Origin of the sequence: Acinetobacter sp. WU_MDCI_Abxb74 (assembly GCF_025513915.1) — a bacterium.
GTDB classification, from domain to species: Bacteria; Pseudomonadota; Gammaproteobacteria; order Pseudomonadales; family Moraxellaceae; genus Acinetobacter; species Acinetobacter calcoaceticus_C.
Window position 1 is genome coordinate 16,287 of the sequence record NZ_JAHPRP010000002.1, and the last position, 19,515, is coordinate 35,801.

Here is a 19,515-nt window from a genome sequence, read left to right on the forward strand (position 1 = left end):
GCTATAAAAAAGCGAGAATTAATTTCTCGCTTTTTTATTTTTAGAACTGATGTAACCAGTCACGTTTATTATGGAAATCTGCACTTTTTCCACTATGCTGCATTGCATAGTACTGCATACCTTCTTTAGTCTTTAAAACTGTAGTTAAACCTAAATAAAGGTTTGACCATTTCAAGCGATGCTGTTGCATAAATTGCCCTAAATCGAGACTAACATTTAAGCCATAGTGAGTGCGCTTGAGATGATTCAGTTCAATATCGTAAGCAGCAAGGGGAGGTATACTTTCTGGATAGCGATATTCTTCAAACTGATATGACTGCCATGCTTGAGAAGGGGAGAGATTAATTTCCCGATAATAATCTTCATCATGCACGCCAACAAAAATTTCGAAACAAGTTTCTTCCCACAAAAAATCTTGACGTGGATGAGCCGAGACTTCTTGAGGCCAGACAATAAGTTGATTTGGATCACGAATCCAAAAACCGATATTTAAAGTAGAGGATGCTTGCTGTTCAATTGCGCCAACAACGGAAACAGCATAAAAACGATCAAAAGCTGAAAGTTCGTAACTTGCCATAGTTTGTCAAATTAAATTAGTTTGCTAGGTGAGCGTGACGAACAAGATTAGACAAATGTTGGTTTTGTTTAGCTGCCTTTTTGTAAAGCAAAACAATTTTACCAATTTTTTGTACAGCTTGAGCACCTGTTGCTTCTACAATTGCATCAATTGTTGCAGTACGCGCTTCACGGTCTTCACCAGCAATCTTAACTTTAATAAGCTCGTGGTCATTTAAAGCACGAAGTGTTTCTTCGATTACTGCGTCTGTTAAGCCTTGTCCACCAATCATGACAACCGGATTAAGCACATGACCAATTTGACGTAAACGTTTACGTTCATGGATAGATAAAGCGGCCATTAAAAATACCTGATTTTAAAAACGGCTTAGTATAGCAAAAAACTTAAATCCAGATGTACGAAAAACTGTATAAATAATCGATCAACATTATTGGAAAAAAACTGTAAAACTTAGTGAGATTACGCTACATCCGTACTGTAATGAGAGTAATTTTCACGTACAATGAACGATCAGAAGTTTTTTTGATATTTAGTGAGTTATGGCAACACGCATTACAAACCAGAAATTGTCGAAAAGTAGTCGTGTATGGATGAGGGAACATCTAGACGATCCTTTTGTAAAAAAAGCACAAAAGGAAGGATATCGTGCTCGAGCAGCCTATAAACTTCTTGAAATTCAAGAAAAATATAAGTTGATCAAGCCAGGCATGACTGTAGTGGATTTAGGTGCAGCTCCTGGTAGTTGGTCTCAAATCGCTGGGAAACTCGTTGGTAGCAAAGGTTTAGTGATTGCTTCCGATATTTTACCCATGGATGCTTTGCCTGATGTCACTTTTTTACAAGGCGATTTTAGAGAAGAAGATGTATTTGAAAAATTGTTAAATATTTTAAATGGGCGACAAGTAGACATTGTAATTTCTGATATGGCCCCCAATACATCAGGTAATAGGGCCGTTGATCAACCTAGACAGATTTACTTATGTGAACTGGCTTTAGATTTTGCTCAAAAGGTTCTGGCTCCTCATGGACAGTTTGTTGTTAAAGTGTTCCAGGGCACAGGATTCGATGAGTTTCGTAAACAAGTAGTTGATAGTTTTGATGTGTTAAAGACAGCAAAACCAGCAGCTTCTCGGGCGCGGTCTAAAGAGGTTTTTTTGATTGGACAAGGGCGTAAGAAAGCATTGCGATAAAGTTTACTTGCCAAGCTCCTAAAAATTGTGCATTTTGTACTTTTAGGTTATCCGCAAGCAATACAGTTGCTGCTTTTATGACGATCGGCCAAGATTGGGCATGATCAAATTAGATCGATATGGGAATAAAGCTTTGAGCGATTACTTCAAGAATGCCGTATTGTGGCTAATAATACTTGGTGTTCTGATTTTAATTTTCAGTAATATCAGTGACCGCAATAAGCCTACTGCGATGAAATATTCAGATTTTGTTGCAGCGGTGAATAGTGGTCAAATTAAGCAAGTCACAATTGACGGTTTAAATATTAATGGTGAAAAAACTAACGGATCACAGTTTGAAACTGTTCGTCCGCAAGTTGAAGACACTGAGCTTATGCCAAGCTTAAATAAACAAAATGTTGTTGTAGAGGGAACAGCTCCGCAACGTCAAGGCATTTTGATGCAACTTCTCATTGCTAGTTTCCCTGTACTGTTAATCATTTTGTTATTCATGTTCTTTATGCGTAACATGGGTGGTGGTGCAGGCGGAAAGAATGGACCGATGAGTTTTGGTAAATCAAAGGCAAAAATGCTTTCTGAAGACCAGATTAAACTCAATTTTTCTGATGTCGCCGGCTGTGATGAAGCAAAACAAGAAGTTGTTGAAATTGTAGATTTCTTAAAAGACCCTGCAAAATTCAAACGTTTGGGCGCTACTATTCCTCGTGGCGTACTTATGGTTGGCCCTCCGGGTACTGGTAAAACGTTATTAGCTAAAGCAATTGCTGGTGAAGCCAAGGTTCCTTTCTTCAGCATTTCAGGTTCTGACTTTGTAGAAATGTTCGTGGGGGTGGGCGCGTCCCGTGTCCGTGATATGTTTGAGCAAGCGAAGCGTCACGCGCCATGTATCATCTTTATTGATGAGATTGATGCAGTGGGTCGTCACCGTGGTTCAGGTACAGGTGGTGGTCATGATGAGCGTGAACAAACCTTAAACCAAATGCTTGTAGAAATGGACGGTTTTGAAGGTAATGAAGGCGTAATTGTTATTGCTGCAACTAACCGTGCTGATGTGCTTGATAAAGCATTATTGCGTCCGGGTCGTTTTGACCGTCAAGTCATGGTTGGTTTACCTGATATTCGTGGTCGTGAGCAAATTCTAAATGTACATTTGAAAAAGTTACCTTCAGTCACGGGTGTGGATATGCAAGTCTTAGCGCGTGGTACACCAGGTTTCTCTGGTGCGCAGTTGGCAAACCTTGTTAACGAAGCTGCATTATTTGCTGCACGTCGTAATAAGAATACTGTTGACATGCATGACTTTGAAGATGCAAAAGACAAAATCTACATGGGTCCAGAACGTAAGTCGATGGTTCTACGTGAAGAAGAGCGTCGTGCTACTGCTTATCATGAAGCTGGTCATGCAATTGTTGCAGAGATTTTGCCTGGTACAGATCCTGTTCATAAAGTAACAATCATGCCGCGTGGTTGGGCTTTGGGTGTAACTTGGCAGTTACCTGAACAAGACCAGATTAGCCATTATAAAGACAAGATGCTAAACGAAATTGCGATTTTGTTTGGTGGTCGTATTGCTGAGGAAGTGTTTATCCAACAGCAATCTACTGGTGCTTCAAATGACTTTGAGCGAGCTACTAAAATGGCGCGTGCAATGGTTACTAAGTACGGTATGTCTGACAAAATGGGCGTAATGGTTTACGAAGACGAAAACCAGAATGGTTTCTTTGGAAATGTAGGTAATCGTACCATCTCTGAAGCAACTCAACAGTTGGTTGATGAAGAAGTACGCCGTATTCTTGATGAGCAATATAAAGTTGCGCGTAATATCTTAGAAGGTAATAAAGATATTGCACATGCAATGGTAAAAGCTTTGATGGAGTGGGAAACCATTGATCGTGATCAAATTCGTGACATTATGGAAGGTCGTGAACCACAACCACCTAAGGTCTATGTTGCTGAAAATCCAGTGGCTGCATTTGAACCACCAAAAGATGGTCCATCTACACCACCACCATTGCCAGCAATGAACTAAATAATTAAAAAAAAGAGCCACAGTCATGTGGCTCTTTTTTTATACGTGTATTTCAGGCAAAGCCGAAAAGAAATCAGCAGTATATCGAGCAGAGACTTGTTAAAATGTTGCCGAATATTAAATTGGAGCTTGTCATGCAGTTAATGCCTTTACCTAAGCAAATTTTACAATGTGGACAGCTTCAGTTGGATTTATCACACCCTCACATTATGGGTATTTTAAATGTCACTCCAGACTCTTTTAGTGATGGTGGAAAGCATAATAAGTTAGATCAAGCTGTGGCGTATGCATTAAATATGATTGAACAAGGCGCCACAATTATAGATGTTGGCGGGGAATCTACTCGACCAGGTGCATCAGAAGTAAGTGTAGAAGAAGAGGTACGACGAGTTGTTCCTGTAGTTGAAGCTTTGTCTAAATATGATGTGGTTCTTTCGATTGATACAAGTCAGCCAGATGTTATCCGTGCAGCGAAAGAAGCGGGTGCGCATATTTGGAATGATGTACGTGCGCTTACTCGACCAGATGCATTAAAAACCGCAGCAGAGTTAGATATACCTGTGGTGATCATGCATATGCGTGGTGAGCCCACCACAATGAATCAGCTAGATCAGTATACGGATGTTACATTGGATGTGATGCAAGAGCTTCAGCAGCGCATTAATGAGGCTTTAACTGCGGGTGTAAAAAAGCATAATATTATTATTGATCCGGGATTTGGTTTTGCAAAAAATGCTCAGCAGAATTTAAAACTATTAAAAGAGTTTTGGAAGCTTAATGATATGGGTTATCCAATTTTATCGGGTCTTTCTCGTAAACGTTTTATTGGTGAAGCTTTACAGGGTGCAGCAGCAGATCAGCGTGCAGTAGGAAGCGCTACGGGGCATTTGCTTAGTATTCAGCAAGGAGCATCCATTGTTCGTGCACATGATGTAAAAGCCATGCATGATGCAATTCTCGTTTGGAAAGCGATGGAACAAGCTTGAAAAATAAGCTTTTATAAACAAATCATAATTAATTAATTTCATAGATTGGATGATTGAGTCAGGGAAAATTGTCGTTATTATTTTGAAAATATGTTATAAGCGGCAGGTTTCTGCTGCTGTGTAAACTTTTGTATGTTCGAAGACTTACTTCTCCCAATGTTTGATGATGAGTATTATCCAGATATTTTAGTCGCTGAACTCAAGCAGTTAATTGAACAATTTGCCAAAAAAGTTCAAAAGTCTGCTTTAGCTGATCAGGATATCTATCGATATGCTCATCAAACTGTTATTGAAATTAATGAAATGAAACCACAGTTCGAAGATCTGGATTCTTCACTAGATGATAGTGCTGCTGACTATATTGCTGAGGCAATGATGATGGTGGCGCAGGGTGCAGGATATTTAGATCTTGAGATGGAAGAGCTGGTTGTGAATCGAGAGTGGTGATTACTCTCGATTCTCAATATTTTCAAATGCATCTAATAAATGACAAGATGCCTTTGAATGAATTTCGTTTATTTCTTTAATTTTTAACACTAAAACACCATTCTCTTGATAATCGGCATCTGCTAATAAACTGATCCAATAGGGTTCTCGTTCTTGTTGTAATGCTTTGAATTTATCTATGATCTGCTCAGGTGCTTTAATTAAGTAATCATCTTTGGTAATAGAGCAGCGTGAAAAGTACCAGTTGTCATCTTTGAAAGAAATAGTGCCAGAAAAAAGATCTGTAGCGTAAACCTTGGATATAGAAAGGATACTACACAGAAATAATAATATTCTTATCATAAAATTCATTTTAATTAGGCATAAAAAAACCAGCTTACGCTGGATTCTTTGTAACACCAAATTCAGTATTAGAAAATGGTGCCCGGGGCCGGACTCGAACCGGCACGCTTTGTGGGCGGGGGATTTTAAATCCCCTGTGTCTACCTATTTCACCACCCGGGCATGTGCGCAATAATAGATGACAAGACAGAGATTGGCAAGAGAAAATCAGATAGTTTGCTTTATTTTCAATCAGTTCGTACATGTATTTAAAAATAAGATCTACTTAAGTCATAATTTCTTCATCAAATTGAGATCAGTTGTTCATCTTATCTACTTAAGTTTAAGGCACTCATTGCTTAAAACTTAGGTAGTTGTATGTCAGAGAAAATTTCACGCCGAGAATTAATTCAAAAAAGTCTATTCGGTTTTGGGGCATTGTCTTTGCCTGTAGCTTTTACGGGTTGTAATGATGGCTCAGACGATGAAAGTACAGAGGCACAAGCAGATTTTTTACATGGAGTTGCGAGCGGCGACCCTTTGCAGGATAAAGTGATTTTATGGACGCGATTAACACCAGTAGATCTTAGTGCGCGCCTTAAAGTTATGTGGGAAATTGCCACTGATAACCAGTTTAAGCAGAATTTAAAGACGGGGATGGTTGAAACGACCAAGACTGACGACTTCACGGTGAAGGTGGATGCAGCAGGACTACAGGCGAATACCATTTATTATTATCGTTTCCGTTTTGGTAATAAAATTTCATCTGTCGGTCAAACTAAAACACTACCAATAAGCACCAATAAAGTTAGTTTTGCCGTATGTTCTTGTTCGAATTATCCCGCTGGTTACTTTTATGTTTACCGTGAAATGGCAAAGCAGAATGTTGATGTCATTATTCATTTAGGTGATTATATTTATGAGTATGGGGCAGATGGTTATGCGGCGGAAGATGCAGAAAAACTTGGTCGAACCTTACCAACAGATAATAATAAAGAAATTATAAAACTAGAGGATTATCGCAAACGTTATGCACTTTATCGTCAGGACAAAGATTTGCAGGTAGCTCACCAGCGTCATCCTTTTATTGTAATTTGGGATGATCATGAGTTAGCAAATGATACTTGGCGTGATGGGGCCGAAAATCATGAAAGTGATGAAGGGTCTTTTTCTGATCGTAAATTAGCTGCTCTACAAGCTTATTTTGAATGGATGCCTATTCGCCCAGTTTCTAGCACAGATCATTTAAATATTTATCGACAGTTTAATTTTGGCTCACTGGTTGAGTTGACGATGTTGGATACACGTATTATTGCGCGTGATAAACAGCTTGAATATGCTGATTATATGACAGCTGTTGGTTTGGATGCTCAAAAGTTTCAGGCTGACTTAACGGATCCAAAGCGTACTTTAATGGGTTATACACAAAGGGATTGGTTGATTGATAGATTGAAGCAATCTACAGCAACATGGAATGTGATTGGTCAGCAAGTTCTAATGAGTAAAATGTGGATTCCTGCCGAGTTATTGTTGTCTTTAGGACAAATTACTTCGGGTGGAGCTTCGGCTGAAATCTTGGCTAAAATGAATGCTCAAATTACAGAGCTAGTCACCTTGAAATTACGATTGGAACAGGGCGATCCAACTTTAACTGTTCAGGAAAAGACACGAGTCACAACAGTAGTGCCATATAATCTTGATGCTTGGGATGGTTATTATGCTGAACGTGAAACCGTATATGAAAACTTAGCTAGTTTGAATAAGAAAGTTATTGTTCTGGCAGGCGATACTCATAATGCTTGGGCATCTTATTTGTATAGTCAAAAAGGTCAATATGTAGGTGTTGAACTAGCAACGAGTTCCGTTTCTTCGCCAGGGCTAGAAAAATATTTAAGTATTCCAATGGCTCAATTACAACAATTTGAATTTGCTTTTACTACGCTTATTGATGAGTTAGCTTATTGTAATTTAAACCAGCGTGGCTATTTGGTGGTTACACTAGATGATAAGCGGGTGCAGTCGGACTGGATATTTGTAGATTCAATTAAAAATGCAGAATATAAATTAGATACAAGTAGGCAATATCAATTGGTGTTAGATATGAATTTGACGCCTGAAAAAGATAAGCAAAAAACTGCTTAAATAGACGGGAGAGGGGTGCTAATAAGTACCCTTTTTTATAGACATAAAAAAACCAGCTTACGCTGGATTTTTTATTGCACCACTTTCAGTATTAGAAAATGGTGCCCGGGGCCGGACTCGAACCGGCACGCTTTGTGGGCGGGGGATTTTAAATCCCCTGTGTCTACCTATTTCACCACCCGGGCTTTACCAAATTTGGAGGCGGAGGTCGGAATCGAACCGGCGTCCACGGAGTTGCAGTCCGCTGCATGACCACTCTGCCACCCCGCCTACATTTGGTGATGCACATATTAGCAACCTTTACAGAAAAAACAATACTGTTTTTAGAGAAGATGAACATAAAAGCAACATCTAGAATAAAATTGTCCAAATAATCATGTATTATTGGCACATTGAATTCATGTCTACCTTGGAGATGTGCTGTGGCATTGGTTTTAGACGGTCGTGCATTAGCAAAGCAAATTGAAGAAAATTTGTCGGTACGTGTTGAAGCTTTAAAAGCTAAAACAGGTCGTACCCCGATTTTAGCGACTATTTTGGTTGGGGATGATGGCGCATCTGCAACTTATGTGCGCATGAAAGGAAATGCTTGCCGTCGAGTAGGCATGGACTCTTTGAAAATTGAATTATCACAAGAAACAACAACAGAACAATTATTAGCAGAAATTGAAAAGCTTAATGCCAATCCAGATGTACACGGTATCCTTTTACAGCATCCAGTACCTGAACAGATTGATGAACGCGCATGTTTTGATGCGATTTCGTTAGCTAAAGATGTAGATGGCGTAACTTGCCTCGGCTTTGGGCGTATGGCAATGGGTGAAGCTGCATATGGTTCAGCGACTCCAGCAGGCATTATGACCATTTTAAAAGAAAACAATATTGAAATTGCTGGCAAACACGCAGTTGTGGTTGGTCGTTCAGCAATTTTAGGTAAACCAATGGCAATGATGCTTTTGCAAGCTAATGCAACGGTAACGATTTGCCATTCACGTACTCAGAATCTACCTGAGCTTGTGAAACAGGCCGATATTATTGTTGGTGCTGTGGGTAAAGCTGAACTTATTCAAAAAGACTGGATTAAACAAGGTGCAGTGGTTGTCGATGCTGGTTTCCATCCTCGTGATGGCGGTGGTGTAGGCGACATCCAACTACAAGGTATCGAAGAAATTGCTTCTGCCTATACACCAGTACCAGGTGGTGTAGGTCCAATGACAATTACAACTTTGATTCGTCAAACTGTAGAAGCTGCTGAAAAAGCTTTAGGTTAATTTAATTAACGCTAGGCAGTTATTGATACGCGTAACCGTCATCCGCAATTGTTTGAGGCAGGATTACATTAAAATTTAATATTTCTGCGATGCTATCGAGTGTAGATAGTATTTGTCGAGTTTTGCGGATGACATGGTTTTGCCTACTTTTCCCGAAAGCCTTGCGAAGCAGGGCTTCTCAGGTTTAACAGAAGGTTATTCTAAAAATTTAAATCATAATGGAATGACTCTGTTATGCTTGTTATATAAACGAATTAAAAGAACTCTGATGAGCTGCACCTTTCAATTGACCAAAGCCCCTGAACATTTACTTCAAGCCTTGCATGAAGTGATCCCTCATTGTGAGTTAATGGCACAACAGTTGCCTGAAACGCTTATTTCTTTATGGTTGATTCCACCAGTTTTTCCAACTGATCGCTTAGATGATGAGGTGATTCGCCGAATCTGGAATGACACGCCGTACTGGATTTTTTGTTGGGCATCTGGTTTAGCAATGGCGCAGTGGTTGCTTGCAGAGCCACATCATGTCAAAGATAAAGTCGTACTAGATTTTGGTGCAGGCTCAGGTGTGGTTGCAATTGCAGCAAAAATGGCTGGTGCTAAAAGAGTAATTTGTTGTGATATTGATCAAATTAGTCTTGCAGCTTGCCGTGAAAATGCTTTGTTAAATGATATTGAACTGGAATATCTGGACGATTTATATAAAGCAGAGCAAGTTGATATTTTATTGGCTGCTGATGTGTTGTATGACCAATGTAATCGTTTCTTTTTAGATGAGTTCTTGAAATTTGCGCCAGAGGTCTGGGTCGCAGATAGCCGTGTTAAAAACTTTAGCCATCCTAAATATCAAAAGATTGATGAAAGAAGTGCATCAACATGGCCAGACCTTGATGAAGCTAAAGAATTTAGAAATGTAAGTTTTTATAAGACGCTGTAAAAGAACAGCGTCTTATTTATATTATGAACAGGTATAACGAACGACTTTTAGCGTACTTGGACGTGCTTCAAGCGCTTGGCGAGTCGCATAATCTTCGCCATTATTTAAACTTGGCGTATTAGATAAACCAAATGAGGCACGAGTTTCCCCCAATTGAACACCATAATGTTCTTGTTGAGCAGGGTTTGAAATCTCATTAATGCTTAGAACTGATAATTTATAAACTTTTTGAGCACCTAATACATTTTGACAAGCACGTTGTAATTTACGTTCATCTAACTGCTGATTAGTGCGGCTAGCCAATGTATAAGCTAAAGTTGCCGAAGTTTTTGTTTGGTTTTCAATTTGATAGCCAGTTGAGCCATTATATTGTCGAGGGGTGGTCTGACAAGCACTTAAAATAAACATGCTGCTTAATGCCAAACATAAAATACTTCTATTCATCAGTATCATCCTTATATTCTTATCTCTAGTATCTCATAAAACACAACGATTGTTGGGGCTTAATCGCACGATTTAAGCTAACATCGACTGGCGATATTAGCTCTTATTGCTAAAATATTAATGTTCTTTAATTTTTGAATGATGCTTGGTATCTTTCATAAAAATATAAATAATAAGTGAAATGAAGATCATAATACTGACATAAATAAAGTACCAAGATTCATGTCCAGCTTCTTTAAAACTTAAAGCAAAGAACTCTGCTGTGCCGCCAAACAAGGTATTGGCAATCGCGTAGGGTAACGCTACCCCTAAAGCCCGAATATGCGCAGGAAAGAGTTCAGCTTTAACCACGGCATTAATTGAAGTATAACCTGTTACCATGACTAAGCCTGCCAAGCATAACCAGAAAGCAGTCCAATAGTTATGTGTGGTGGCAAGGGCATTAAATAAAATATATGTGAATAAAACCCCAGTCACACCAAAGGCAATCATAAGTGGTTTACGCCCGATTCGGTCTGATAAAGCGCCGGCTACTGGTTGTAAACACATAAAAATGAACAGCGCTAGAGTGGTGATTTGGGTTGCTTCCGGTTTGGTAAAACCTGATGTATTTACTAAATATTTTTGTAGATAAGTAGTGTAAGTATAAAAAGCTAAAGTACCACCGGCTGTTAAGAACAATACTGTAAAAGCTTCTTTAGGATAATGCTTGAATAAGGCAAACATACCTGATTTTGGTTGGTCTGTTTCAGCTTGAGCATTTTTAAAAGATTGTGTTTCTAATAAGCCACGACGAATACGGAACACAACAATTGCAAGTAAAGCGCCAATAAAGAATGGAATGCGCCATCCCCAATCATGCAACTGTTGTTCGGTTAATACCATTTGTAAGATTAAAAGAACACATAAAGCTGTCAGTTGTCCTGCAATTAAGGTTACATATTGGAAGCTTGAGAAAAAACCACGTCGATTTCTTTCAGCCATTTCACTTAAATAGGTGGCGCTTGCACCATATTCACCGCCTACACTTAAACCTTGAATTAAACGAGCGACGACTAATAAAAGCGGGGCAAATACACCAATACTTTCATAACTTGGTGTTACTGCAATAAGAAGTGAACCTACACACATTAACGTGACAGAAAGTGTAAGTCCGGATTTACGGCCTTTACGGTCTGAATAAATCCCCATAATCCATGCACCGATTGGGCGCATTAAGAAACCTACAGCAAAAATGGCGGCAGCTTGAAGTAGTTGTGCAGTTTGGCTACCTTTGGGGAAAAAGGCATGAGCAAAATAGAGTGTAAATGCAGCATATACATACCAGTCATACCATTCGACGAGGTTACCGGCAGACCCACCTAAAATTGATTTTACGCGGGTTTTTGTATCTAAATGACTTTGTGGAGTTGTTGCGGTAGAAGGTTGATCAACCATGGGTCGCTCCATGTTTCGCTTGGGTTGAATATTAAAGAGAAAAAATTATTCCGTTTTACATAGTTATCTAGAGGAGTATTCCACTTTATTTTTTTTATGTCTGTAAAACAATGTTTATTATTTAAGCAAAGAAATATATTGAATATTCATGTGATTTTAAATTAGACAATCAATATTTTTAGCAGCAAAACTTTGCCAATATCTTGAGTGAACTTTAAGTTTGATAGAAAATCGGCAACGAAAAGAGGTGGATTAACGTAAAATACATATATTCGTTAAAATCAATGATATATTCCAAAGAAAATTTTAAAGAATACAGTTAGGCATGGTTCCCTTGGTGACATGAACTAGATGTATATGTGTAAATATAGAAAGGGACATTCAGATGTCAAACTGCCCGAAAAAATATATTGTTGCTTTTGATCAGGGAACGACTAGCTCGAGAGCAATAGTTTTAGATCACGATGCAAATGTTGTAAGTATTGCTCAAAAAGAATTTACCCAGATTTATCCTCAACCAGGTTGGGTGGAACATGACCCCATGGAGATCTGGGCAACACAAAGTGCAGTGTGGGTAGAAGCATTGGCACAGGCTGGAATTAAAAGTGAGCAAGTTGCTGCAATAGGTATTACAAATCAGCGAGAAACCACCATCATATGGGATAAAAAAACAGGAAAACCTATTTACAATGCCATTGTCTGGCAAAGCCGCCAAACTACAGAAATATGCAATCAATTACAAAAGGCAGGTTGGCAAGACCATGTTCGTAAAGTCACAGGTTTAGTGATTGACCCGTATTTTTCTGCTACCAAAATCAAATGGATTTTGGACCATGTAGAGGGAAGTCGTGAACGTGCCGAACGGGGAGAGCTACTATTTGGTACGGTTGACACATGGCTAATCTGGAAACTGACCAATGGCGCCGCACATGTAACTGACTTTACCAATGCATCACGCACTATGTTATTTGATATTGAAAAGCTAGAGTGGGATGAATCACTTTTACAAGCTTTAGATATTCCTAAAGCAATCTTGCCTGAGGTCCGTAGCTCTTCAGAAGTTTATGGTTATACCCATACAATTAGTGGTCAGGAAGTCGGAATTCCAATTGCAGGTATTGCCGGTGATCAACAAGCTGCTCTTTTTGGGCAAATGTGTGTAGAACCGGGACAAGCAAAAAACACTTATGGTACAGGCTGCTTCCTGTTAATGAATACGGGGAAAAAAGCTGTCAGATCAGAGCATGGATTACTGACCACAATTGCGTGTGGTGCAAACGGTGAAGTGAACTATGCTTTAGAGGGCGCCGTATTTAATGGTGGTTCTTGTGTTCAGTGGCTTCGTGATGAGCTGAAAGTGATTAAGAATGCTAAAGACTCGGAGCTTTACGCAACACGTGTAAAGGACAGTAATGGCGTATATGTTGTACCTGCCTTTACAGGATTGGGTGCGCCATATTGGGACCCGACCGCCCGTGGGGCGATTTTTGGTCTCACACGTGGAGCGAGTATAGAACATATTATTCGTGCAACTTTAGAGTCAATTGCTTACCAGACAAGAGATGTACTTGATGCGATGCAGCAAGATGCAGAAGAAGAATTACGTACATTAAGAGTTGATGGTGGCGTAACTGCGAATAACTTCTTAATGCAATTTCAGGCTGATATTTTAGCAACGCCAGTTGAAAGACCAACCATGAAAGAAACAACGGCTTTAGGGGCTGCGTTTCTTGCTGGATTGGCAACAGGTTTCTGGCTAGATTTGAATGAATTAAGGAATAAGTCTGCGATAGAGAAAGTTTTCGAACCACGTATGAGCCTTGAAGAAACTGAAGTAATGTATAAGGGGTGGTTGAAGGCAGTTCAGCGTAGTCAAAACTGGACAGAGGATTGATGTCTTCTTGAATTAATTAAAGAGCAGAGTAATCAATAAAGAGCTAACCTAGTAGCTATTTAAAATTGATTATTCTGCTTTTTTGATTGTTGTTTCATCAATTTGATGTTTTAATTTTTAATAACATAAACAATAAAAAGAAAATGAGAAATGACAGTACAAGCTAATGATTATTCAAAAATATATGATATTGCCGTGATTGGTGGCGGTATTAATGGCGTCGGTATTGCTAATGATGCAGCAGGCCGCGGATTATCCGTATTTTTATGTGAAAAAGACGATTTAGCTAGTCACACTTCATCTGCGAGCAGCAAATTAATTCATGGTGGTTTACGCTATTTAGAACATAAAGAATTCAGGTTGGTTAGAGAAGCTTTAGCAGAGCGTGAAGTCTTGTTGGCTAAAGCGCCTCATATTATTAAACCAATGCGTTTTATTATGCCTCATCGACCACATTTACGTCCTGCGTGGTTAATTAGAGCAGGCTTGTTTTTTTATGATCATTTAGGGAAAAGAGAAAAATTATTAGGGTCAAATCTCATTTATTTCAAAGAAGATAGCCCCTTAAAACCAGCTATAACCCGTGGTTTTGAATATTCTGACTGTACTGTGGATGATGCACGTCTTGTCATGCTAAATGCACTGCAAGCCACAGAGAGTGGCGCCAAAGTTGTAACACGGACACGATGTGTTAAGGCTTATAGACAACAAGAATTGTGGTATCTGGAATTACAAAATGGGGCTGAATTTTACCAAATACGTGCAAAAGCCTTAGTGAATGCAGCAGGCCCTTGGGTCGAAGAAATTGTTAGCGAAAACCTACAGTTAAAATCACCATATCAAGTTCGGCTTATACAAGGAAGTCATATTGTTGTGCCTAAACTGTATGATTGCCATAAAGCTTTTATTATGCAAAACGAAGATCGACGTATCGTGTTTGCCATTCCTTATTTAGAACAATACACATTAATAGGTACGACAGATCAGGAATATTTGGATGATCCACAAAAGGTAGAGATTACGGAAGTAGAAATTGATTACCTTTTAACTGTGACAAATTCTCATTTTAAAAAGCAGCTCACCCGCGCAGATATTGTAAGTCAGTTCTCTGGAGTCCGAGCGTTATGTGATGATGAGTCAGATAATCCTTCAGCAGTGACTCGTGACTATACTGTGGCGTTGCAAGTGGAAGATAAAACCACTCCCTTGCTGTCCGTATTTGGTGGAAAGATTACGACCTACCGGAAATTAGCGGAATCAGCTCTGGAACAACTTAGCCCATTTTTCATAGAAATGGGAGAGGAGTGGACCGCAAATGAAGTATTACCTGGTGCAGAGAATTGGACCACACTTGAAGATTTAGTTATAAGGATTCAAAACCAAGTGGAAGGGGTAACTGAGCAGCTTGCTACGCGCTGGGCAAATGCCTATGGCTCTAGAGTTTGGAATATTTTGCATGAGCAAAAAACTCTTGAGCAGTTAGGACAAGATTTTGGTCATGGTTTATTTGAATCTGAAGTTCAGTATTTATGTGAAAATGAATGGGCAAATACGGCAGAAGATATATTGTGGCGTAGAACTAAGCTAGGTTTGGCATTTGATGAAAAACAAGTAAAAAATTTGGAAAGCTATTTGGCTGGACGTCGACAAAAAGATGATGCCGCATAATAAAAAAGGCCGCACATGGCGACCTTTTTTATATTTAGCAATTAGAAGCCAGTTTTTACAGCTTCAAGTAAAGCTGTTTGACGTTCTTTTAATGCTTTTGGTAAGCGTTCACCAAGTTTATTGAATAATTCAGTGTGGCTTTCAATTTCAGTAACCCACTGATCTTTATTTTGAGCTGTGATAAGGTCAAATTCTTCTTTAGAGAAATCAGTACCTTCCCAGTTCAAGTCATCGTAAGTTGGAACAAGACCAATTGGTGTTTCAACAGCGTTTGCACGACCTTCACAACGGTCAATGATCCACTCAAGAACACGCATGTTTTGACCGAAACCAGGCCATACGAAGTTGCCTTCAGCATCACGACGGAACCAGTTTACGTTGAAGATTTTTGGTAATTTATTACCAGCAGCTTCAGCTTTTGTACTTACTTCTTCACCAAGGCTTAACCAGTGATCGAAGTAGTCAGCCATGTTGTAGCCAGCAAATGGAAGCATCGCGAATGGGTCACGACGAACGATACCTTGTTGACCAACAGCAGCAGCAGTGGTTTCTGAACCCATAGTTGCAGCTTTATAAACGCCATCAACCCAATCAAAAGCTTCAGATACTAAAGGAACCGTATCTGCACGGCGACCACCGAAGATAAATGCAGAAATCGGAACGCCTGCTGGATTTTCCCAGTCAGCATCGATAGAAGGGCATTGACCAGCAGCAACAGTGAAGCGTGCATTTGGATGAGCAGCTTTTTCACCATTTACGTGAGGTTGACCTTTCCAGTTAGTTAAGTTAGTTGGAACTTCTTTAGAAAGACCTTCCCACCATACTTGACCATCATTAGTTACCGCAACGTTTGTATAGATAACATCTTTGTGAAGAGTTGCCATACAGTTAGGGTTAGTTTTGGTATTTGTACCAGGAGCAACACCAAAGAAGCCAGCTTCTGGATTGATCGCGTATAGACGACCATCTTCACCTGGTTTGATCCAAGCAATATCGTCACCTACAGTCTCAATTTTCCAGCCTTCATAGCCTGCTGGTGGAATTAGCATTGCGAAATTTGTTTTACCACATGCAGATGGGAATGCTGCAGCGATATAGTGTTTTTCACCTTGTGGATTAGTTACACCAAGAATAAGCATATGTTCAGCTAACCAACCTTGTTCGCGTCCCATAACAGAAGCGATACGAAGTGCTAAACATTTTTTACCAAGTAATGCGTTACCGCCATAACCAGAACCGTAAGACCAGATTTCACGAGTTTCTGGGTAATGAACGATGTATTTTTCAGGGTTACAAGGCCATGCAACGTCTTTTTGCCCTTCAGTGAGTGGAGCACCTACGGTATGAATACAAGGAATAAATTCGCCGTCTGTACCTAACACGTCATAAACTGCTTTACCCATACGTGCCATTTTGCGCATGCTAACAGCAACGTAAGGAGAGTCAGTTAATTCAATGCCGATATGAGCAATATGGCTTCCAAGTGGACCCATAGAGAAAGGCACAACGTACATTGTACGACCTTCCATTGACCCTTCAAACAAACCATTTAACTTTTCACGCATAACAGCTGGTTCTTCCCAGTTGTTTGTCGCACCAGCATCTTCTTTCTTTTGAGAGCAAATGTAGGTACGATCTTCAACACGCGCAACATCAGATGGATCAGAATTTGCAAGATAAGAACCAGGATGTTTTTCTTGGTTTAATTTCTGCATGGTGCCGTTAGCGATCATCAAGTCGATTAGACGTTGATACTCTTCTTCGCTTCCGTCACACCATTCGATTTTTGCTGGTTTGGTTAAGTTTGCAATTTCTTCAACCCATGCGATAAGCTTAGGATGACGAACGAATTCTGGTGCGTTCACTGTGGTCATGGTGAGGCCTATTCAAAATATGTACAACAATGTACAAGTCATTCATTGAGGTACAATGAAAGATCAAATAAAAAAGTGGCTGTATTAAAGCATAAAATCATAAAAAAAATAAGACTAAAGAATAAGAAATAGATATTTTAGTTTTTAATTTTTCTTTATTAAAATCATTGGTTTATTGTTTTTTAGGGTATTTTATTCTTTACATTTTTATGTTGTATGTGTGTTATTTATATTATTTATTTATTTTAAAATCAATGACTTGATGTTTAAATTTTTCTTGAGAATTATTATTGATTAAACAAATGATCATCATTCGAAATTTACATAAAGAGACTTTTATTAGGCGATTTTCTATACAAAATATAGGGTAAATACTCTCTAAGATAATAAAAATGCGGACTTTAAAACCTCTCTCTATCATCTATAACCAGAAATCGGGTTTTCATGCTTCAAAACATGAAGATATGTATGAACAATTAATGACTGTACTTACCGAATTTGGTTTTGAAATACAAGTTTTTGAATTAGCAGAGGAAGTCACCTTTGATGATTTGATGAATAAAGTCATCCATCGGCATAGTCAAAGTGCAAATTTAGGCGTTGTTGTTGCAGCTGGTGGGGATGGGACGTTAAATGCAGTTGCATCAAAACTTCGACATACCAATATCCCTATGGGAATTTTACCTTTAGGGACTTTTAACTATGTCGCTAAAGTTTTAGATATTCCTTTAGATGTGTTAGAAGCGGCTGAAGTTATCGCTACAGGTACACCTAGATCAGTACATGTGGCAGCAATTAATGATCATATTTATTTGAATAATGCGAGCTTAGGTCTTTATCCATTATTTATAAAAAAACGCGAGCTTTATAATCAATATTTAGGAAGATTACCCTTACATGCATATACATCTGCTTTGGATGTTTTATTAAGAGAAAATAAATCCATGAAACTCTCCGTCACGGTTGATGGAAATAAATATCCAGTTAAAACACCACTAATTTTCTTTGGTAATAATCAATTGCAACTATGTGATATGAAATTAAGAATTGCTGATTGTGCTGCACAGGGGAGAGTTGCTGGAGTGGTCATTACGAAAAGTGATAGGCTTAGTTTATTACACATGTTATGGCAATGGATTCAGGGCAAAGTTGAAGATGCACAAGATGTATATAGCTTTTGTGCAGATCATGTTGTTGTAGATTGTGCAAAAAAATCTAAACTCACAGTTGCATTGGATGGTGAAATAATAGAGATGAAAACACCTTTAAATTTCACTGTAGAGAAGAATGCTTTAAATATTATGGTGCCAAATGTTATTACATCTGTCTGATTTACACTTTGGGACAGAAAAAGAAGAGTGTTTAGATGCAATAAAAAGTTTCTGTATTCAGCAACAGCCTGAAGTTATTGTGGTGAGCGGTGATATTACTCAACGTGCTCGATATGAACAATTCTTTAAATGCCGACAGTTTTTAGATAGCCTTAATATTCCTTATCTTATTGTACCGGGGAATCACGATATTCCTTTGTATCATGTCTGGAACCGGTTTTTTTCTCCGTTTACCCGATATCAGTATTTTTTTGGTCAGCTTGAGCCTACATTAGAAACTGAGCATTTTTATATTGTTGGCGTAAATAGTATACGCCGCCGTTATCATACTCGTGGTCATATTTCGATTGAGCAAATTCAGAATACATATGAACGGCTAGAACAAGGACCAGCTCATAAACTTAAGTTAGTTGTTTTTCATCAGCCTTTTTATACTCCACCTGATGACGAGCACGGTATTAAAGATTGCCCCGTATTAGGGAAAATGGCTTTAGAAAAATGGAGTACAACAGGGCTATTTGGGATGTTACATGGGCATCTGCATAAAACGGCTGTATATGATTTAACACAGATTTATCATCTCGGAATAGATCATCCTATTTATGATATTCACGCAGGTACAGCCACATCTAGCCGTTTGCATTATCATGTTCCTAATAGTTTTAACGTCATTTCAAATGAAGGGAAAATTGATCATTATTGGTTTAATTACGATTTAAAGATTTTTCAATTAATTTAATTTATAAAAATTATATAAGACACTTAATTTAAGAGTAGATTGATAAAATTTTATCCATTACAATTCCTAAGCTTTAAATTCTATATATGGGGAATAGGAAAACATTCTAAATGTTTTATCATTTTAAAATAATATTAATGGATACGTAAAAATTTTTAACTATATAAAAAGCCGCGATTTTTAAGCAGCTATAATAAAGGGTTTAGTATTTTATGGAATTTAATAATA

General features: G+C 38.6%; 17 protein-coding genes and 3 tRNA genes. 11 read left to right on the forward strand and 9 right to left on the reverse strand.

The genetic code is table 11. The features are described from left to right. Nucleotides 1-40: 40 nt before the first annotated feature. Nucleotides 41-577, reverse strand: a complete 537-nt coding sequence (locus tag KTH84_RS06165) for a DOMON-like domain-containing protein (protein WP_042898475.1) — start codon at nucleotides 575-577, stop codon at nucleotides 41-43. A gap of 16 nt (nucleotides 578-593) precedes the next feature. After that, nucleotides 594-917, reverse strand: coding sequence for a ribosome assembly RNA-binding protein YhbY (yhbY, locus tag KTH84_RS06170; protein ID WP_003650075.1), 324 nt, complete (start codon nucleotides 915-917; stop codon nucleotides 594-596). Between the two features lie 199 nt (nucleotides 918-1,116). Here yhbY and rlmE point away from each other — a divergent pair, with 199 nt between their 5' ends. From rlmE to KTH84_RS06190, 4 genes are all read left to right on the forward strand, one after another. Continuing rightward, nucleotides 1,117-1,767, forward strand: a complete 651-nt coding sequence (rlmE, locus tag KTH84_RS06175; RefSeq protein WP_042898476.1) for a 23S rRNA (uridine(2552)-2'-O)-methyltransferase RlmE — start codon at nucleotides 1,117-1,119, stop codon at nucleotides 1,765-1,767. A 133-nt stretch (nucleotides 1,768-1,900) separates the two neighbouring features. Next, the gene (ftsH, locus tag KTH84_RS06180; RefSeq protein ID WP_262472778.1) at nucleotides 1,901-3,796 is read left to right on the forward strand and encodes an ATP-dependent zinc metalloprotease FtsH; all 1,896 of its coding nucleotides are present in this window, start codon (nucleotides 1,901-1,903) and stop codon (nucleotides 3,794-3,796) included. Nucleotides 3,797-3,930: 134 nt separating this feature from the next. Next, entirely contained in the window at nucleotides 3,931-4,782 is an 852-nt protein-coding gene (gene folP, locus KTH84_RS06185; RefSeq protein ID WP_262472502.1) for a dihydropteroate synthase, read from the forward strand. Nucleotides 4,783-4,914: 132 nt separating this feature from the next. Further along, a complete protein-coding gene (locus KTH84_RS06190) occupies nucleotides 4,915-5,229 on the forward strand; it encodes a DUF5713 family protein (RefSeq protein ID WP_003650079.1) in 315 nt (104 codons plus the stop codon). On the opposite strand, the gene KTH84_RS06195 is transcribed toward KTH84_RS06190, so the two are convergent. Continuing rightward, nucleotides 5,230-5,571, reverse strand: coding sequence for a hypothetical protein (locus KTH84_RS06195; RefSeq protein WP_262472503.1), 342 nt, complete (start codon nucleotides 5,569-5,571; stop codon nucleotides 5,230-5,232). A gap of 76 nt (nucleotides 5,572-5,647) precedes the next feature. Next, nucleotides 5,648-5,733 (reverse strand) — tRNA-Leu (locus tag KTH84_RS06200). 195 nt (nucleotides 5,734-5,928) lie between these two features. On the opposite strand from KTH84_RS06200, the gene KTH84_RS06205 reads away from it, so the two are divergent. After that, nucleotides 5,929-7,692, forward strand: coding sequence for an alkaline phosphatase D family protein (locus KTH84_RS06205; protein ID WP_262472504.1), 1,764 nt, complete (start codon nucleotides 5,929-5,931; stop codon nucleotides 7,690-7,692). Between the two features lie 99 nt (nucleotides 7,693-7,791). Here KTH84_RS06205 and KTH84_RS06210 read toward each other — a convergent pair. Then, nucleotides 7,792-7,877, reverse strand: a tRNA-Leu gene (locus KTH84_RS06210). A gap of 11 nt (nucleotides 7,878-7,888) precedes the next feature. Beyond that, nucleotides 7,889-7,962, reverse strand: a tRNA-Cys gene (locus KTH84_RS06215). A 152-nt stretch (nucleotides 7,963-8,114) separates the two neighbouring features. On the opposite strand from KTH84_RS06215, the gene folD reads away from it, so the two are divergent. Together folD and KTH84_RS06225 are read left to right on the forward strand one after the other, a co-directional pair. Continuing rightward, a complete protein-coding gene (gene folD, locus KTH84_RS06220) occupies nucleotides 8,115-8,963 on the forward strand; it encodes a bifunctional methylenetetrahydrofolate dehydrogenase/methenyltetrahydrofolate cyclohydrolase FolD (protein WP_042898479.1) in 849 nt (282 codons plus the stop codon). Between the two features lie 268 nt (nucleotides 8,964-9,231). Further along, entirely contained in the window at nucleotides 9,232-9,900 is a 669-nt protein-coding gene (locus KTH84_RS06225; RefSeq protein WP_262472779.1) for a class I SAM-dependent methyltransferase, read from the forward strand. Nucleotides 9,901-9,921: 21 nt separating this feature from the next. Here KTH84_RS06225 and KTH84_RS06230 read toward each other — a convergent pair whose 3' ends face one another. Both KTH84_RS06230 and KTH84_RS06235 read right to left on the reverse strand, forming a co-directional pair. Further along, entirely contained in the window at nucleotides 9,922-10,344 is a 423-nt protein-coding gene (locus KTH84_RS06230; RefSeq protein WP_042898480.1) for a hypothetical protein, read from the reverse strand. A 117-nt stretch (nucleotides 10,345-10,461) separates the two neighbouring features. Continuing rightward, nucleotides 10,462-11,793, reverse strand: coding sequence for an MFS transporter (locus tag KTH84_RS06235; protein WP_262472505.1), 1,332 nt, complete (start codon nucleotides 11,791-11,793; stop codon nucleotides 10,462-10,464). A gap of 373 nt (nucleotides 11,794-12,166) precedes the next feature. Here KTH84_RS06235 and glpK point away from each other — a divergent pair, with 373 nt between their 5' ends. Next, the gene (glpK, locus tag KTH84_RS06240; protein WP_262472506.1) at nucleotides 12,167-13,675 is read left to right on the forward strand and encodes a glycerol kinase GlpK; all 1,509 of its coding nucleotides are present in this window, start codon (nucleotides 12,167-12,169) and stop codon (nucleotides 13,673-13,675) included. Between the two features lie 150 nt (nucleotides 13,676-13,825). Continuing rightward, complete coding sequence (gene glpD, locus KTH84_RS06245) at nucleotides 13,826-15,343, forward strand: glycerol-3-phosphate dehydrogenase (RefSeq protein ID WP_262472508.1); 1,518 nt, start codon at nucleotides 13,826-13,828, stop codon at nucleotides 15,341-15,343. Nucleotides 15,344-15,384: 41 nt separating this feature from the next. On the opposite strand, the gene KTH84_RS06250 is transcribed toward glpD, so the two are convergent. Beyond that, nucleotides 15,385-17,217 carry a phosphoenolpyruvate carboxykinase (GTP) gene (locus KTH84_RS06250; protein ID WP_042898484.1) on the reverse strand — a complete coding sequence of 611 codons (1,833 nt, stop codon included), beginning with the start codon at nucleotides 17,215-17,217 and terminating at the stop codon, nucleotides 15,385-15,387. 392 nt (nucleotides 17,218-17,609) lie between these two features. Here KTH84_RS06250 and KTH84_RS06255 point away from each other — a divergent pair, with 392 nt between their 5' ends. Both KTH84_RS06255 and KTH84_RS06260 read left to right on the forward strand, forming a co-directional pair. Then, nucleotides 17,610-18,548, forward strand: a complete 939-nt coding sequence (locus KTH84_RS06255) for a diacylglycerol/lipid kinase family protein (protein WP_202743092.1) — start codon at nucleotides 17,610-17,612, stop codon at nucleotides 18,546-18,548. Next, the gene (locus KTH84_RS06260) at nucleotides 18,529-19,287 is read left to right on the forward strand and encodes a metallophosphoesterase family protein (RefSeq protein WP_133972113.1); all 759 of its coding nucleotides are present in this window, start codon (nucleotides 18,529-18,531) and stop codon (nucleotides 19,285-19,287) included. Before KTH84_RS06255 ends, KTH84_RS06260 begins: the two co-directional genes overlap by 20 nt. Nucleotides 19,288-19,515 lie beyond the last annotated feature (228 nt).

What these genes read in the sequence shown, in the direction of transcription:
- KTH84_RS06230 (WP_042898480.1), bottom strand. Translation starts at nt 10,344, where the DNA reads ATGAATAGAAGTATTTTATGTTTGGCATTAAGCAGCATGTTTATTTTA.
- KTH84_RS06190 (WP_003650079.1), top strand. Translation starts at nt 4,915, where the DNA reads ATGTTCGAAGACTTACTTCTCCCAATGTTTGATGATGAGTATTATCCA.
- glpK (WP_262472506.1), top strand. Translation starts at nt 12,167, where the DNA reads ATGTCAAACTGCCCGAAAAAATATATTGTTGCTTTTGATCAGGGAACG.
- folP (WP_262472502.1), top strand. Translation starts at nt 3,931, where the DNA reads ATGCAGTTAATGCCTTTACCTAAGCAAATTTTACAATGTGGACAGCTT.
- KTH84_RS06260 (WP_133972113.1), top strand. Translation starts at nt 18,529, where the DNA reads ATGTTATTACATCTGTCTGATTTACACTTTGGGACAGAAAAAGAAGAG.
- rlmE (WP_042898476.1), top strand. Translation starts at nt 1,117, where the DNA reads ATGGCAACACGCATTACAAACCAGAAATTGTCGAAAAGTAGTCGTGTA.
- KTH84_RS06205 (WP_262472504.1), top strand. Translation starts at nt 5,929, where the DNA reads ATGTCAGAGAAAATTTCACGCCGAGAATTAATTCAAAAAAGTCTATTC.
- KTH84_RS06225 (WP_262472779.1), top strand. Translation starts at nt 9,232, where the DNA reads ATGAGCTGCACCTTTCAATTGACCAAAGCCCCTGAACATTTACTTCAA.
- KTH84_RS06165 (WP_042898475.1), bottom strand. Translation starts at nt 577, where the DNA reads ATGGCAAGTTACGAACTTTCAGCTTTTGATCGTTTTTATGCTGTTTCC.
- KTH84_RS06235 (WP_262472505.1), bottom strand. Translation starts at nt 11,793, where the DNA reads ATGGAGCGACCCATGGTTGATCAACCTTCTACCGCAACAACTCCACAA.
- KTH84_RS06250 (WP_042898484.1), bottom strand. Translation starts at nt 17,217, where the DNA reads ATGACCACAGTGAACGCACCAGAATTCGTTCGTCATCCTAAGCTTATC.
- glpD (WP_262472508.1), top strand. Translation starts at nt 13,826, where the DNA reads ATGACAGTACAAGCTAATGATTATTCAAAAATATATGATATTGCCGTG.
- yhbY (WP_003650075.1), bottom strand. Translation starts at nt 917, where the DNA reads ATGGCCGCTTTATCTATCCATGAACGTAAACGTTTACGTCAAATTGGT.
- KTH84_RS06195 (WP_262472503.1), bottom strand. Translation starts at nt 5,571, where the DNA reads ATGATAAGAATATTATTATTTCTGTGTAGTATCCTTTCTATATCCAAG.
- KTH84_RS06255 (WP_202743092.1), top strand. Translation starts at nt 17,610, where the DNA reads ATGCGGACTTTAAAACCTCTCTCTATCATCTATAACCAGAAATCGGGT.